This is a genomic window from Lentzea sp. (assembly GCF_035525475.1).
Lineage (GTDB): Bacteria > Actinomycetota > Actinomycetes > Mycobacteriales > Pseudonocardiaceae > Lentzea.
In genome coordinates, this window is the sequence record NZ_DATLEC010000066.1 from 1 (window position 1) to 15,127 (window position 15,127).

Genomic DNA, 15,127 nt, shown 5'->3' on the forward strand with positions numbered 1-15,127 from the left:
TTGTTGACGACGGGGCGCTGGCCGGCAACCGCGGCACCCACCCCGAAACCAACACCACCCTCTCAAACGATGCCGGGGGTAAGGCAGGCGCCGACAACAGTGCCAGTGGCGCTGGGGTGCCCGACGCCGACCGCGGGACCATCAACGGCCCTGTGCCCGTGCCCGTTGACGGGGACACTTCCATCGGCGACAAAGCCGCCAAAGATGGATCGGATGCTGCCATCGCAGTGCCGGGCGCCGTTGGCGCACCGGATGCTGCCGGCGGGCCGGGCACGGACGGGTCGGCCGGTCCGAATACCGCCGACGGTCCGGGTGATGCCGGGAACGTGAATGCAGTCGGCGGTCCGGATGTTGTTCAGGAACCGGGCGCTGATGGCTCGATCGGGTCGAGTGCCGTCGATGAGCCGGGCACGGATGGGTTGGCCAAGCCAGGTGCCGCCGACGGCCCCGGCACCGTCGACCGGCCAAGCACGGATGAGCCGGCTGGTCCAAATACTGCAGACAGCCCGAGTGCTGTCGGAGGTCTGAATGCTGTCGGCGGCCCGGATGTTGTTCAGGGGCCGGACACCGGTGACGTGATTGGGTCAGGTGCGGTCGACGGGCGAGGAACGGATGAGCCAGCTGATCCGGCTGGTACCGATGGTTCGGGCGGCGTTGACAGTGCAAGTCCCGATGGCTCGTCACACCTGGATGGCATCCGTTTCGAAGATGCGGATGTTCCGGCTGCCAAAAATGGTGTGGACGTCCTTGATCCGATTGGGACGAGCGAAAACGATGCAGATTTCATCATAGGTGATAGGTCATCATCGCCGCCTGCAGGTGAGTTCGCCACAGAAATCACATCGCTGTCGGCGCCTCAACCGATTTCCGCGCCACCCGCGATATCAAGTGCAATGCCGGCCAATGAATTAGCCGATATGCCAAAAATCGGCGGCGCGCCGATAGATGCGTCCTCGCAGCTGTTAATGAATAATCTTTCTGTCGACAGTCCCGGGGTCAACGACGGGCCGGTAACGGCGCAGTCGATGTCGGAAGACTCAACCCTAGGCTCGAACATGAGGTCGTTGCCGTCACCGTCTCCGGAGTCAATAGAACTCGATTCATCAATCACTGCTCCTACGGCAATAGAGACACCGGCGCTGACGACACCGCTCCCGTCGACGGTGGAAGTCATAGAGCCTCAGTCGGCTGAATTAATCGTACGAGAGATCGGCGACATCTCGTACGATGCGCCACACTCCAGCGGCGACTCGGCTATCAACGACCTGTATGTATCAATGAGTCCCACGCAAGCCGCTCCGCAGCGGTCCAATGTCGATCCTACGAATGTCACGTCCCCTCGGCGCGACCGACATGCCGCTATCGATGAGCTCGCCGAGGCCACAGTAACGGAAATAGTCGCACGTGAGACTTTGGCCTCGGCTGAGGCTGAGGTGCAAGCCCGGATAGAGGCCCTCACTGCGGATATTGCGCTGCTCAGCGGTGATGAATTGGCGACGGACCATCCTATGATGGTTGAGGCTGCGGAGTTCCGTGATCGCCTCACCGCCGAACTAGAACCGCTCCGGCAGCAAGCGACTGATGCGGCGAACCGTCTTGAGGTCGCTATGGCTGATCTCACCAAGTTCGAAGAACGCGCACTTTCGTCCACTGTGCATGGCAACGATGATCACGAACTCGCCCAACTTCAGCAAGGCCCTCACGAGTCTTCGAGCATTCAGCTCAAGGACGTCTTGCAAGGCGAAGCGACCCTGCCCTCGAACTCTTCAGACAATTTGTCTCCTAGTATCATCGACTCTCCTGGCGAGCGAACTCTGTCAAAGGATGCTTCCCGCCTTGCCAAATCCGCTGATCCTACGTGGCGCGCGAAAGTCGACCTGGCGCAGACCCGCTTGGGCAAGATGTCAGTCTCGCAGTATGAAAATGTGATCGGCATGGCGTCCATGATCGTGAGCAGTCATCATGACATACCAATCATCATCGGGCCCGCAAAGCCCGAACTAGTCGCTCGTCGAGTACTGGCTGACGAAATCATCGACGTAGTGGCGCATAACTTGATCACCGACGGTGAACAAGGGGCCAGAGATTTGTCGCGTCAATTGGCGATATACTTCGACACAAGGCTCACCAAGGGACTTGTGGGTGGCGCAGACGGACACGAGGAGAGCAACTGGCATAACCAGGGCGAGGCTTCGAATGCGGCCCAAGAGCATTGGCGTGACGAACTCTCACTTTTGAATGAGCTGCTAAACGACCTCGAATTTTCGCACGAAGACACGAGTGAATCCGCCGACGGGCTGCCGTTCCACGGTGACAATCACCATCAGGATATTGCCAGTCGCGATGATCACCCGGTTCATTTCGACCCGCATGGGGTGGAGAGCGAGGACGTGGCTCAGCGTGACGACTTCGTGCCTCGCCGGCCGCCGCCGCCACCGCCACCGCCGCCACCGCCGCCAGTACGTGGTCACGACCCGCGTGGGGCGGAGTCCGAGTACCCGGTTCATTTCGACCCGCGTGAGGCCGAGAGCGAGGACGTGGTCCAGCGTGACGACTTCGTGCCTCGCCAGCCGCCGCCACCGCCACCGCCAGTACGTGGTCACGACCCGCGTGGGGTGGAGACCGAGTACCCGGTTCATTTCAACCCGCGTGAGGCGGAAAGCGAAGACGTGGCCCAGCGCGACGACTTCCTGCCTCACCCGCCACCGCGAGTGCCTGGTGTGGTGCCTTATCAGCCGGCGCCACCGCCGCCTTACCAGCCGGCACGGCCGGCGCCGCCAGGTCTTGATCCGCCAGAGCCGCAGTCGCTGCCGCAGGAACCCTATCGGCCATATGACGGGACTCAGCCGGATTTTCTGACGCTTCATCCTCTCAGGAGTGGAGAGGCGATTGAGGGACTGGTGTATCCCGAAATTCATGACGCACTAGGAGATCTGCCTGAGGCCCTCTATCACGATATCAGTCAACCCTTTCATCCAGAAAATCCGCTTGAATTCGACCGGGAGAAGTGGAGGGCGGGGGAAGATGAACGCTTGTATCACGTGATGAATACGCTTGAGCCTCTTAGGAAGTACATTGCGAATGCCGATGACCGCAATTCGCCCGACGTGAAGTTGTATATCGTCGCCCACGAGGGCGCGGAACGACTCATCGACGTTGCGTTGCAGGGAGAGACTGGTCATGCTTGGGTCGCCTTGGTTCTTCCCGATGGAACTTCGGTATCCTTCGGCTTCAGGCCTGTTGATTTCAATTCGAACTGGGACGTTCTCAAGAAGGTGCCCGGGTTCGTTGAAAGACATTTCCCGATTCTGCAATCAGTACAAGAGGGAATACCGAGTCACGGCCCTTATCGAATCAGCGCTGAGCAGCTCTATCGGGGCTATGAGTATGCGATTGGGCAATTTGACCGTCAGTACAACGTATTTAGCTACAACTGTGTGAGTTTCGTCAGGGGGTTTCTGGCCGCTACAACCGGAATCGATCATGGGCTCTGGATTGACTTGCCGCGATCTCTGATGGCGGCCGCTCGCGAATATGGCACTGAATACAAGAATGTGCCGACGGGAACCGATGAAACGACAGTGACGCTGAATAATGTGACAGCAGTCAATCGGACGGACGGTGACGCTCGAACATTGACTGATCACCGTGATCAGTCAGATGACACGGTTCAGAACATGGACGACGCGGCCCAGCGCGACTCGCGTGGGGTGGAGAGTGAGGTCGTGGCCCAGCGCGATGACTTCGTGCCTCGCCGGCCGCCCCCACCGCCGCCGCCAGTACGTGATCACGGCCCGCGTGGGGTGGAGACCGACTTCGTGCCTCGTCGGCCGCCGCCACCGCCGCCGCCACTGCCTCGTTACGAGCGGCGTGAGGTGGAGAGCCAGGTCGCGGCACAGGGTGATGACTTCGTGCCGCGCTGGCAGCCGCCACCGCTGCCGCCACTGCCTCGTTACGAGCCGCGTGAGGTGGAGAGCCAGGACGCGGCCCAGCCCGACGTGCGGGGGGATGAGAGCCACGTGGATGAACATCTTCCCAGTGTCATGGAATGGGACTGATCATTGATCCTGGTAGCGACCCGGCATCGTGAACGAAAAGTGAGATCGTTCCCTGTCCCCATGGGCGACACACTGCGGCAACTGAGCACCGATGCTTGAGTGTCATGGATCAGGTATGCGCTGTTGCGGCCGCCAAGCTAATGGGCACGATGACCGAGATCATGCTTGCCATGGTTCTGGCCTCGATTGACGAACCGTCGTCTGTCTCGATGTCACGTCCGCCGGCAAGTACATCTGCACGACAACCAGGGCAGCCGCACCTCCACGGCGGGCCGCAGGCGGGCGCGTGATCGATGAAATCTGTGGTGCAGCGTTGCTGCGCGAATTCGCGGTGAGTCGGATGTGATGCTGTGCCATGAGGTGTCCTGCTGAGCACGAACGAGCCGCAACGCTGAAGTTGGCCGCAGAGCGGGCACGGCGGGGTAGACCACGCGGTCAGGCCGCATCTCCAAGCGCAGCAGCGCCACTTGCCGAACTCCGCGGGCTCAGGCACTGCGGCGCATGGCGTTCACCGCCGGGTTCACGGCTTTGGATCCGCAGCGACTCACTGAGCGATGTGCTGTAGCGGCTGACCCGCAACACGAAGTCAGACATGACGGCGGTGATCGCACGCCATGGTGCGTTTCCCGCCGCTGCCGGACACCTGGAAGCCGGGAGAACCGCCGATCGTGCGGCGCCTGGAAATACCAAGTTCGACCTCGGTCCGCTACTCGGATCTGGCCGCGACGGACCAGGTGCGGCACAAATGACTCCGTCACGTCGCAGGGTCTCTAGCTCGGCTCTTTCCGCACGGTCACTTCCTTACAAGAAAGTGCGTCCTTCCCGTCCTCGGCGGATCGGTGTTGTGTGAAAACACCAACCAGAACGACCAGAACTTGAGGGATCAAGCGATGCGGTCGTTGTTACTGGAGCAACGGGCAAACTCGGCAGGCTGGCAGGGGAGGCATTGCTTCGCCGTGGGATCGCTCCTGTGCGGACATCGTGGCGATCGGACACGACGACGGCGTGCTCGAAGATCTGGCGCAGTGCGGCGTGGTGGGCAAGACCGGCACTGCCAGATCGGGGTGAGTGTGCACGCGGTCACCCCGATCTGGGCCTCGGCCGCGATCGACTGGCGGCTGTTCCTGCAGGAATTCTTGGACGACGAAAAGACCGCCGACGAGAAGACTGCCGCGGAGATCCGTGCGCGCCGAGCCCGCAGCGCGATCCCGGACGGGGTGCGGCATCGGGAGAGGGCGCCTCGCGCTGGACATGCTGGACAAGGTCACCGGCGAGTGGGGGCTGCCCGCGCGGCCGCCCACCCGGTCGAGGCGGTGCCGACCACGGCGGCCCGGGTCGGCACCATCCGCCCGCCCGAACGCGCTGTCCCGACAAGCCGGCCGATCTGAAAAGCATTCCAAATGAATGCCGGACGTTCAGTCGGCAGGGTCGTGGTCCGGCGCCACGGAGCCCAGAAGTCATCGATCAACCCGGCCGCGAGCATGCGATCGCGTTCTTCGTGCTGCGGGTGCGGCCGGCCAGTCGCAACATCCCCCGCGCCGCGGACGGAAGCCTGCGCTGCAAGACCTGGTGCGGCTGCCCAAGATCCGCCGGCGCATCGCTTCGAAGGCCGCGCCTGGCTCGGCTGGCACCGCCACGTCACCTTCGCCGCCGTCGCCCAAGCCATCTGTACCCCAGCTCCGCCGCAGTCCTGCGACGGAGCTGGACGCTGAGCTGTGTTGATCTCACGCTCGACGGCGATGAAGTCGTTGTCGAGCGTGAGGAACGTCGATAGCCGAGCCGGTCAGAGCACGGCGGTTAACCGGGTACGAAGGCCGCACGCTGTTGCGGATCGCTCGTCGTAGCAAGCCACGAATCGATCCGGGGGCAGCGGGCGACGATCACCATGGTCTTCGGCATCGGGACGCGATCGCCCGCCGGCTCGGCGCGCACGAGGACACCGAGCAAAAGATCAAGGCGGCGCCCACAAAGCGTGCACCTAGTAGGCAGGTACCTGCTCCGGTCGCCACGGCTCTTCATGCGAGCACAGTTCCGCGATCTCGTCCCACTGGGCATCGTCGAGGACGAGGTCACCCGCGCGAACGTTTTCCTCCAGGTGGTGTGTCGACGTCGTTCCGGGGATCAGGATGGTGTTGGGGGAGTGGTGAAGCAGCCAGGCCAGCGCCAGCTGTGACGGCGTGGCACCGACCGAAGGCGCTACCTTGGCGAGTGCGCCGCCAGGACCCAACAGGTCCCCGTGACCAAGGGGGAACCACGGGATGAACCCGATGCCGTTCTCTTCGGCGTAGGTCAGTACGGGCTCGCTGGACCGGTCCGCGATGTTGTACAGGTTTTCCACCGCGACGATGTCGACGATCTCGCGGCACGCGGCGAGTTGTTCGACGCTGACCTCTGGCTGGCCGGACACACCGATGTGCCGGATCTTGCCCTGCTGCTGGAGTTGAGCGAGTTGGCCCAGCTGGTCGGCGAGCGGGACGACCGGGTCGATGCGGTGCAGTTGGTAGAGCGGGATGCAGTCGAGACCGAGGTTGTACAGGCTCAGTTCCACCTGCTGGCGCAGGTACTCCGGCCGGCCGCAGGCGACGATGTAGGGAGGGTTGCCGCTGTCACGCAGCCAGTCGGACTGGCCGCTGCGAAGCATCCCGCCCTTGGTCGCGATGACGAGGTCGTCCGGGTACGGGTGAAGCGCTTCGCGAATGATCCGCTCGTTGAAGCCGGGACCGTAGGAGTCGGCGGTGTCGAGGAAGTTGACGCCGAGTTCGACAGCCCGGCGCAGAACCTTGACGGCGTTCTCGGGATTTTCCGGCGGGCCCCACACACCGTGGCCGGTGAGGTGCATCGCGCCGTAGCCCATCCGATTGATGGTGAGGTCGCCGAGCGTCAGGGTTTTCGTCACGGTCACAGGGGTCTTCTCCTCGAACTAGTTGGCGGAGGTCAGGAGTTCGTGCTGCCGGGAATCGGCGCTGCCGCTGTCACTGCCGGTGTAGGAGGACCAGGTGCCCACCGCGCACTCGGCTGTCATGCCGGGGCCGAAGCCGGCGATGAGCCCACGGGCTCCGTTGGCGACGCCTTCGTCGTGGAACCTGCGCAAGGCGTCGAACACCACGGCGGAGGCGATGTTCCCGTACTCGGTCAGCGTGGCGCGGCTGTGTCGGAACGCGTGCTCATCCACGCCCAGGTAGTGACTGAGGTCGCTGAGGATGCGCGGACCACCGGCGTGCACGACGTAGAAGTCGAGGTCGGAGGCATTCCAGCCTTGCTGGTCTGTCAGTGTGCTCAGAGTGGGAGCCAGCATCGCCATCGTCGTCGGTACGCGCTTGTCCAGCCGGAAGTGGAAACCGGTGGCCTTGACCTCATAGGAGATCCAGTCCTCGGTGTTCGGTACGAGGTAGGAGGTGTTGCGCTCCAAGCGCACGCCCTCGCCGCCCGAACCGCGCATCACCGCGGCGGCGATCGCGTCGCCGAACAGGCCGTTGGACAGGAGAGAACCGATGTCGTGGTCAGTGGGCTGGTAGCACAGCGAGCAGAACTCGCACGCGACGATCAACACGTTGGCGTTCGGATATGCGAGGCAGAAGTCATGTGCGCGGTTGATTGCCGCGCCACCGGCGGCGCAGCCGAGCTGCGCGATCGGGATCTGCCTCGTGTCGCTGCGAAAGCCCATCTCGTTGATCATCATCGAGGTCAGCGGTGGCATGGTGAAGCCGGTGCAAGACACGAACACGATCGCGTCGATGTCCTGCACCGCAAGGCCTGCTGATGCGATGGCCTGCATGGCCACCGCAGGAATTCGCGTCCTAGCCTCCTCCTGGTAGATACGGTTGCGGATTTCGAAACCGGGATGCCGCAGGGTCTCCTCGATCGGCCGGATGATGTGCCGTTTGCGCACACCGGTGTTCTCGATCAACCGCAGGACCAGCGGCAGCTTCTCGTGGTCCGAGTGCAGTTCGCGGCACAAGGACAAGGTTTCGTCGAGGGTGACGACGTACTCGGGAACCCACACCGCGGGTTGGCACAGGGTTGCCATCGGCGCATCTACTTTCTGAACGGGGGCATGAGTCGGAGCCCTTCCGGAAGGTCAGCTCGCACCGGCGAACTGCGTGAGGACTTCCATGAACGCCGTTGCGTCGTAGGCGTTTTCCCAATGCTCAAGGACTCTGCCGTTCTCGAAGCGCCACAGTCCACAAAAGGGCATCGTCGCAGGGGCCGGGTGCCGGACGCGCAAGGTTCCCAGCACCGCTCCGAAGTGGTCGTTGGCCGCGATGTGCGCGACGTCCATGACCAGGGTGTTTCCGGTCATCGCCACCAGGCCGACTTCGTGCGCCACCACGTTGTCTCTTCCCATCACCGGGTGCGGGTCGTCGACGGTTCGATTCGCTCGGTGCAACACCACGTCGTCGACGGTGTATTCGCCGATGCTGGACAAGTCAGCGTAAATGGCCTTGAGGGTTCGAACGTTCGGGTGGAGGCCGTCCGAGGGATAGGTGGTGATCATGATCGCCGCACTTTTGGTCGCCGGAACGGGGTGGTGGACATGGCCTCACATCTTGCCGATGAGTGACCATGTTGCTACTGGTGAAGTGTGAAGAGGGACGCAGATTTTGCCCGTTGGTCCAATCCTCTGTGGACGATCAGGTACTGTCTTCGGCGGACTTTCTGTGACGGATCTTCTGAGTCGTGGCGGTTGCGGCAGGCCCAGTTCGTCGCCAGTTTCGCGCGCGACCAGTCGTGGTTGCCCGAACTCCGCAACGCCGCAGTCAGGAACCGAAGTGTCCAGTCTGGACGGTCTCGTCGAGGCCCGGGCGGATCGGGCAGTGTGAGGCGAGCGCCCATCAGCGGCCAGAACGCTAGTGCGGTCGACAGCGTGAACGTGCGAACGAGTCGGGTCGTGAGGACGCTCGGGTCTGGTCGGAGCCCGGCAGCGGCCAGACTCATGTGGACGGTTTGCGTCGATGTCTGATCGGGCAGGCGCATCTGCCCGGCCGGGCAAGGACATGTCTCACTGGTTGCTCAAAGACAGTCGGAGTGATTTTACTCACGCTCGGTAAATGATGCGATCGAGCGGTCTTATTGATCGTCCAAGTGCGCTTGTGCACTTTCGTTTCTTGTGCAGACGTTGTCGGGGTGTAATTTGACGTTACTAGTGAGGGCCCGCTAATGAAGACGCTGTCAACCATTCCGACTGTCCCTGGCGCTGTCCCCGTGCTCGGTCATGGACGAGCGCTCGGGCAGGACCCGATGGCTTTCCTGGGGTCACTCGCAGCCTATCCCGACCTGGTGCAGATCCGGCTCGGACCGCATCCGGTGGTGATCATCTGCAACCCGGAGCTGACGGACGAGATGTTGCGCGATACCAAATCGTTCGACAAAGGTGGACCGTTGGTCGACATGGTCGCGCCCCTGGTCGGCGAAGGGCTCGCAACATGTCCGATGGCCAAGCACAAGCCGGCCCGGAAGCTACTTCAGCCGATCTTCAGTCGTGAGGTCGCCTCGGTGCACGCGGATCGCTTTCCCGGTGCGATCAACAAGGTCGTCGACGGGTGGCGTGACGGGCAGGTCATGGACATGCCGGTTGAGGCGCGCAGGATCACGATCCAAGTTGCTGTGGACACCTTGTTCGCCGGGGTCTTCGACGAGGACACGGTCGACCAGATGGCGGACGACCTCACCGCGTGGCAGGTCGGGGTGGCGCAGCGGATGTCCCGTCCGCCTGTGCTCGACCTGCTTCCGACTCCGACCAACATCCGCTTCCGCGCGGCGACGAAGCGTGTGAGGAGGACGGTCGATGAGGCGATCGTCCGGCACAAGGCATCGGGAAATGATCAGCTCGGTGTGCTGTCATCTCTGCTCAGTCCCGAGGGGGAGGAGATTCCGTGGTTCGACTCGACCACCTTGATCGACCACGCGATGACCTTTCTCATCGCGCCGACTGCGACCATCTCCAGTGTGCTTTGCTGGCTTTGGCACGAGTTGTCACGACGCGAAGACCTGCAGAACCGGTTGAACGACGAGGTCGACGCAGTACTCGGCGAGAAAATCCCCACCGCTGCTGACATTCCGAAGCTGGAGCTTACCAAGCGCCTCGTCGCCGAATCACTTCGAATGTACCCGTCGCTGTATTTCGCCCCTTTGCGCACGGTTGTCAAGGACATCCAGTTGGGTGGATACGATCTGCCGGTGGGCACTGTTGTCGCATACAGCCCCTACATCGTCCATCGGCGTCCGGAGCTCTATGCCGACCCTTCTCGGTTCGATCCTGACCGTTGGGCGGACACGTCTTTGCCGTTGCCTTCTCGTAACGCCTTCATCCCGTTCGGGCACGGGGTGAGGCAATGCATCGCCGGCGAGTTCTCGTTCAACGAGATGGTGCTGGCCGTCGCCACAGTTGCCTCGAAGTGGCGATTGGAGTCGGTGGCAGGTACTCCGCTGCAGACGCGTTCGTCGGTCAACCTGACTCCGCGAGGCCTGCGCTTGAAGCCAGTGCGCCGAGTTCCGATCCGCGCGGGAGCTGAGGTGGCAGGGGCCGCTCGGGGAGGCAGGCGCAGGCCGACGCGAAGCCGGAAGTGGCTCATCTAACGCGTCGATTCCAAGATCAACCGCCGTGGGTGATCCGTGGGTCGTCAACTGCTTGGCCGGTGTGGTCGTCCTGCCGAATTCGTGGTGGTCAAACGACTATGTATGGGAAGCAGGACTTCACCATGACACGGCAGGGCTGCTTCCGCTGTGACGTTTGTCGTCGAGTCGGCCTTCGGCCAAGCGACTGGGTCCGAGGGCTCCGCCGTCTCGCAGGCGTTTACCGCATCGGCACCGCGTCCGGTGTTGTTGATCGGATCGATCTCGGTGGTGTGACCGACATCGGCTCCGACGGACTGCTGTTGCGCGACGGCGAGTTGTACAGCGTCACCAGGCTCTTCCATCCCTGGGGAGAGATCAGCGACCTGCGGTTGAGCGAGGACTACTCGCGGGCTTGGGTGCAGCGCCGGATCAACGGCCGGGGCATGGACGTGCCGTCTGCGGCGGCAGTCGACGGTGACGACCCCCTGGTGGTCAACTTCCAGTACCAGATCGCCGAGCCGAATCTGCCGTTCACCGTTGTGCGAGTGAGCCTCTGAACCGTTTGCTATCCGCTCTGACTGAAGGTGGTGTGCAGCTCGCCGATTCCCGCGATGCGGCTGACCAGAGAGTCGTTCGTCGTGAGGTATCGAGGCGGGACCATGCGGTTGCCGACACCGGCGGGTGTCCCGGTGAAGACGAGGTCTCCTGGCAGCAGCGGGCAGATGGCGGACAGGCGTGCCACCAGCTCGGTCACCGGGAAGATCATGTCCGCTGTGGACGCTTGTTGGACGACCTCGCCGTTGAGGATCGTGCTGATCTCGAGGTCGTCCGGGTTGCCGACCTCGTCCGGTGTCACGAGCGCTGGGCCGGTGGGTCCGAAGCCCGGGAACGACTTGGCGAGGGAGAACTGCGGCGGGCTGCCCAGCATCTGGACGTGGCGGTCGGACAGGTCCTGGCCGACGGTGAGACCGGCCACGTGCTGCCACGCCCGCAGAGCCGGGATGTGGTGGCCTCCCTGGCCGATGACCACGACGAGTTCTACTTCCCAGTCGACGCGGCTGCCGGACAGTTCGACTGTCGCATGTGGACCGGTCAGGCAGCTGGGGAACTTGGTGAACACCAGCGGATCGGTCGGTGGCCGGTAGCCGGCTTCCGCTGCGTGGGGCGGGTAGTTGAGCGCCACCGCGAAGACCTGGTGTGGACGCGGCACAGGCGGGCCGAGGCGAGACGGGTCGAACTGCGTTGCCGTGTTTGGGTTTGCAGTGGACGTCCATGGCAGGAAGTCGCTCCAGCGGTCTAGCACGGTCATCGGGTCGGGGCCGTAGCGGCCGTCGCTGGCGGTCTCCACGTCGAGGGCTCGGTCGCCGTGGAGCAGCACTGCGCGACCTGCGAGGTTGGCGATGCGCATCGGTCAGATCCACTGGTCGGCGGCGGGCGGGAGTGTGCCGTGGGCGTCTTCCCACGACACGACGCGGTTGCGCAGCACGCCGAGTTTCTCGATCTCGGCCTCTACCACGTCGCCGGGCTTGAGGTAGTTCGCGAACGGGTCGTCGGTGCTCGCCGCCACACCGGCCACTGTGCCGGTCGTGATCAGGTCGCCTGCGCTGTAGGTTTGGGGAGAGTGGTAGGCGATCAGTTGGGGGATGGATACCGACATGCGGCCGGTGTGGGACTTCTGGCGCACCTGGCCGTTGACGCGCAGTTCCATGTTCAGGTCGTGCGGGTCGCCGACCTCGTCCGCGGTGACGATGTACGGGCCGATCGGGCAGAACGTGTCGATGGCCTTGGAGAAGGAGAACACGCCCGACTGCATCTCACGGCGCTGGATGTCGCGGGCGGTGATGTCGTTGAAGACCAGGTATCCGGCGATGTGCTCGGCGGCCTCGTCGGCGGAGAAGAACCTTCCCGGCTTGCCGATGACGACGGCCATCTCGAGCTCGTAGTCCAGCTCCCGGGTGAGGTGGCCGGGATAGACGATGTCGTCGTCCGGGCCGATGATCGCGTCTACGTTCTGGAAGAACACGATCCCCTTGTTGACCGGGTGCGACCAGTTGACGCGCACCAGGTCGTCGTGGTGCTCGCGGAAGTTTCCCGCCGTGTGGAAGAACTTCTTCGGCACGATCGGTGCGCGCAGCCGCACCTCTGCCAGTGGCACCCGGCGTCCGGTTTCACGCACGGTGCCGCCGCGTTCGAAGTACTCACGCGTGGACGACGTGTCGAGTTCCAGCACCAGGTCGTCCGCGATGCGGCCGACGCGGTGGTCGTCGAAGGTCACGAGTTTCATGGGCTCCCCACTCGGAAGACCCGCAGCTGGAGTGCGAGCGTCGCGTAGTAGCCCACCAGCGCGGTCAGTTCGACCACCATCCGGTTGCCAATGGTTGACACGGTCGCGGTGTAGGTCACGTCGTCGACGTCGCCTTTCCGCAGCAGGTCGTGGACGAACCGCAACGCGGCCAGCTCGGCGGGATCGAGCCCGTCCGGCACGTTCCCCGCTCGGATCGCGGCGAGCTGCCCCGGCGTCAGACCGGCGGCGAGCGCCGCGGGTTCGTGGGCGTACCGCTCGAACTCACAGTCCCACCGCGCGGCCGTGGCCAGGATCGCGAGCTCCCGGATACGTGCGCTCAACGACGTTTCGTAGCGAACGGCGGCGCCGAGCCCTTGCAGTGCGGCACCGACAGCGGGCGCGACGAGCATCGCGTTGAACGGTCCGGTGAGCCGGCCGTCCTCGTCGGTCAGCGCGAACGGGCCGTTCGCGCGGGGACCACCGGTGATGGACTCGTACAGGGCGCGTTGTTCCGCGTCCAGGTCAGCGGGCGTGAGGCAGGGCAGTCTGGCCATGGCCGCCATCCCAGCAACGCCGCCGCGCCACCGGCTAGAGGCTGCCATTGAATGGCACGACCGTTCCTGGTCGGCGCGTCGCCTCCTAGCGTCGGCTCCAGGTTCGGGCTGCGGGAGGAGCGGAGTTGGACTGGCTGGGTCTGCACGGACGGCGCGCTGTCGTGGCGGGCGCCGGGGGCATCGGCGGCGCGGCGGCGATCGCGCTGGCCGGTGCGGGCGCCACCGTCGTGGTGGTGGACGTCGACCAGGAACGACTCGACGCCGTATCCCTTGCCGCACACGAGGCGGGAACCGCGGTGAGAACGAAAGCCGCGGACCTCACGGACGCGGCCGCGGCGAGGACGGCGGTCGAGGACGCGGCGGCGTCACTCGGCGGGCTCGACGTGTTCGTGCACGCCGTGGGCGTCAACGACCGGCGCCCGGTCCTGGAGACGCCGGACGAGGTGTGGGCGCGGATCATCTCGGTCAACCTCGACAGCGCGTTCTGGACCGCTCGGGCGGCGGGCGCGTTGATGGTCGAGGCCGGCTGTGGCCGCATCGTCTTCCTGTCCTCCGTCTCCGGGCTGCTCGCCCACGCCGACCACGCCCCGTACGCGGCCACGAAAGGCGCGGTCAACCAGCTGTGCCGGGTGATGGCCAGGGAGTGGGCGGCGCACGGCGTCACGGTCAACGCGGTCGCGCCCGGCTACACCGAGACCGCCCTGACCAGCGCCCACCTCGACAAACCCGGTGTGCGCGACGGTCTCACCGCGCTCGTGCCCGCCGGTCGGCTCGGCACGGTCGACGACCTCGTGGGACCGATCCTCTTCCTCTGCTCCGACCAGGCGGCGTTCGTGACAGGTCATGTCCTGTACGTCGACGGCGGGCGCACCCTCGTCTGAACGGAGATCGACAGTGACCTACCCCCAGCGGTTCGCCGGCAAGACCGTGCTCGTCACGGGCGCCGGCACCGGGTTCGGCGCCGAGATCGCCGTGCGGGCCGCGCAGGAGGGCGCTGACGTGGCGGTGCACTACCGCTCGTCGCGACGAGGTGCGGAACGCACGGCCGAGCGCGTGGAAGAGCAGGGGCGGAAGGCTTTCCTGGTGCAGGCGGACATCGCCGAACGGAGCCAGGTCGTGCGGATGGCCGACGAGGTGTGGAGCCACTTCGGCCGCGTCGACGTGGCGGTCAACAACGTCGGCGACGTCGCGCGCGAGCAGATGTCGTGGCGCGACCTGACCGAGGAGTCGGTCGACCACGTGCTGGCGGTCGACATCAAGGGAACCCTGTTCTGCACACACGAGTTCGGCGACCGGATGCTGGCGCAGGGCGGCGGGGCGATCGTGAACATCGGCTCCACGGTCGTGGTGCGCGGCAGCGCGCGGGCACCCCAGTACGCGGCGGCGAAGTACGGGATCATCGGACTCACCAAGTCCTACGCCCACGCGTTCGCCCCCGTTGTGCGGGTCAACGTCTTCGCGCCGGGCTTCATCGAGACCGAGGCGACCCTGGGCCGCGAGGACTGGCAGTCCGGCCGCGCGGAGACGTTGCGCGCGAACACTCCCATGGGCCGGATTCCCCGTCCGGAGGAGCTGGCGGGTGCCGCGCTGTTCCTCGCCACCGAGGACGCCGCCCACATCACCGGCGGGTTCGTGCTCGCCGATGGCGGCTACAACATGATCGGCGCATGATGAGA

Annotated in this window: 11 protein-coding genes and 1 pseudogene; 6 read left to right on the plus strand and 6 right to left on the minus strand. The window is 64.4% G+C overall.

The window, feature by feature from the left end:
- Window positions 1–116 precede the first annotated feature (116 nt).
- On the plus strand, window positions 117–4,058 hold the full coding sequence (locus VM306_RS11250) for a hypothetical protein (RefSeq protein ID WP_325513856.1): 3,942 nt from the start codon (window positions 117–119) through the stop codon (window positions 4,056–4,058).
- A gap of 1,026 nt (window positions 4,059–5,084) precedes the next feature.
- Window positions 5,085–5,780 (plus strand): annotated as a pseudogene (locus VM306_RS41515) (transposase); the annotation flags it as partial.
- Window positions 5,781–6,036: 256 nt separating this feature from the next.
- On the opposite strand, the gene VM306_RS11255 reads toward VM306_RS41515, so the two are convergent.
- From VM306_RS11255 to VM306_RS11265, 3 genes are read right to left on the minus strand one after another with little or no spacing between them, the layout of a single operon-like run.
- On the minus strand, window positions 6,037–6,960 hold the full coding sequence (locus VM306_RS11255) for an aldo/keto reductase (RefSeq protein WP_325513858.1): 924 nt from the start codon (window positions 6,958–6,960) through the stop codon (window positions 6,037–6,039).
- Window positions 6,961–6,978: 18 nt separating this feature from the next.
- On the minus strand, window positions 6,979–8,085 hold the full coding sequence (locus tag VM306_RS11260; RefSeq protein WP_325513860.1) for a type III polyketide synthase: 1,107 nt from the start codon (window positions 8,083–8,085) through the stop codon (window positions 6,979–6,981).
- Window positions 8,086–8,136: 51 nt separating this feature from the next.
- Window positions 8,137–8,553, minus strand: a complete 417-nt coding sequence (locus VM306_RS11265) for a nuclear transport factor 2 family protein (protein WP_325513862.1) — start codon at window positions 8,551–8,553, stop codon at window positions 8,137–8,139.
- 662 nt (window positions 8,554–9,215) lie between these two features.
- Between VM306_RS11265 and VM306_RS11270 the strand changes: the two genes are divergently transcribed.
- A complete protein-coding gene (locus VM306_RS11270) occupies window positions 9,216–10,634 on the plus strand; it encodes a cytochrome P450 (protein WP_325513865.1) in 1,419 nt (472 codons plus the stop codon).
- A gap of 269 nt (window positions 10,635–10,903) precedes the next feature.
- On the plus strand, window positions 10,904–11,170 hold the full coding sequence (locus VM306_RS11275) for a hypothetical protein (protein ID WP_325513867.1): 267 nt from the start codon (window positions 10,904–10,906) through the stop codon (window positions 11,168–11,170).
- Between the two features lie 8 nt (window positions 11,171–11,178).
- Here the strand turns inward: VM306_RS11275 and VM306_RS11280 are convergent, their stop codons facing one another.
- Genes VM306_RS11280 through VM306_RS11290 form a run of 3 tightly spaced genes read right to left on the minus strand, consistent with a single transcriptional unit; the run spans window position 11,179 to window position 13,451 of the window.
- Window positions 11,179–12,021, minus strand: coding sequence for a fumarylacetoacetate hydrolase family protein (locus VM306_RS11280; protein WP_325513869.1), 843 nt, complete (start codon window positions 12,019–12,021; stop codon window positions 11,179–11,181).
- A 3-nt stretch (window positions 12,022–12,024) separates the two neighbouring features.
- On the minus strand, window positions 12,025–12,897 hold the full coding sequence (locus VM306_RS11285) for a fumarylacetoacetate hydrolase family protein (RefSeq protein WP_325513871.1): 873 nt from the start codon (window positions 12,895–12,897) through the stop codon (window positions 12,025–12,027).
- Window positions 12,894–13,451, minus strand: coding sequence for a carboxymuconolactone decarboxylase family protein (locus VM306_RS11290; protein WP_325513873.1), 558 nt, complete (start codon window positions 13,449–13,451; stop codon window positions 12,894–12,896). Before VM306_RS11290 ends, VM306_RS11285 begins: the two co-directional genes overlap by 4 nt.
- Window positions 13,452–13,576: 125 nt before the next feature.
- Here VM306_RS11290 and VM306_RS11295 point away from each other — a divergent pair, with 125 nt between their 5' ends.
- Window positions 13,577–14,332: an SDR family oxidoreductase gene (locus tag VM306_RS11295; protein WP_325513875.1), complete on the plus strand. Its 756-nt coding sequence runs from the start codon at window positions 13,577–13,579 to the stop codon at window positions 14,330–14,332.
- 13 nt (window positions 14,333–14,345) lie between these two features.
- Window positions 14,346–15,122, plus strand: coding sequence for an SDR family NAD(P)-dependent oxidoreductase (locus tag VM306_RS11300; protein ID WP_325513877.1), 777 nt, complete (start codon window positions 14,346–14,348; stop codon window positions 15,120–15,122).
- The last annotated feature ends 5 nt before the right edge of the window (window positions 15,123–15,127 follow it).

Bases quoted from the DNA above. Each gene is read 5' to 3' on its own strand.
- VM306_RS11270 (WP_325513865.1), top strand. From the start codon at position 9,216: ATGAAGACGCTGTCAACCATTCCGACTGTCCCTGGCGCTGTCCCCGTG.
- VM306_RS11280 (WP_325513869.1), bottom strand. From the start codon at position 12,021: ATGCGCATCGCCAACCTCGCAGGTCGCGCAGTGCTGCTCCACGGCGAC.
- VM306_RS11265 (WP_325513862.1), bottom strand. From the start codon at position 8,553: ATGATCACCACCTATCCCTCGGACGGCCTCCACCCGAACGTTCGAACC.
- VM306_RS11290 (WP_325513873.1), bottom strand. From the start codon at position 13,451: ATGGCCAGACTGCCCTGCCTCACGCCCGCTGACCTGGACGCGGAACAA.
- VM306_RS11260 (WP_325513860.1), bottom strand. From the start codon at position 8,085: ATGGCAACCCTGTGCCAACCCGCGGTGTGGGTTCCCGAGTACGTCGTC.
- VM306_RS11285 (WP_325513871.1), bottom strand. From the start codon at position 12,897: ATGAAACTCGTGACCTTCGACGACCACCGCGTCGGCCGCATCGCGGAC.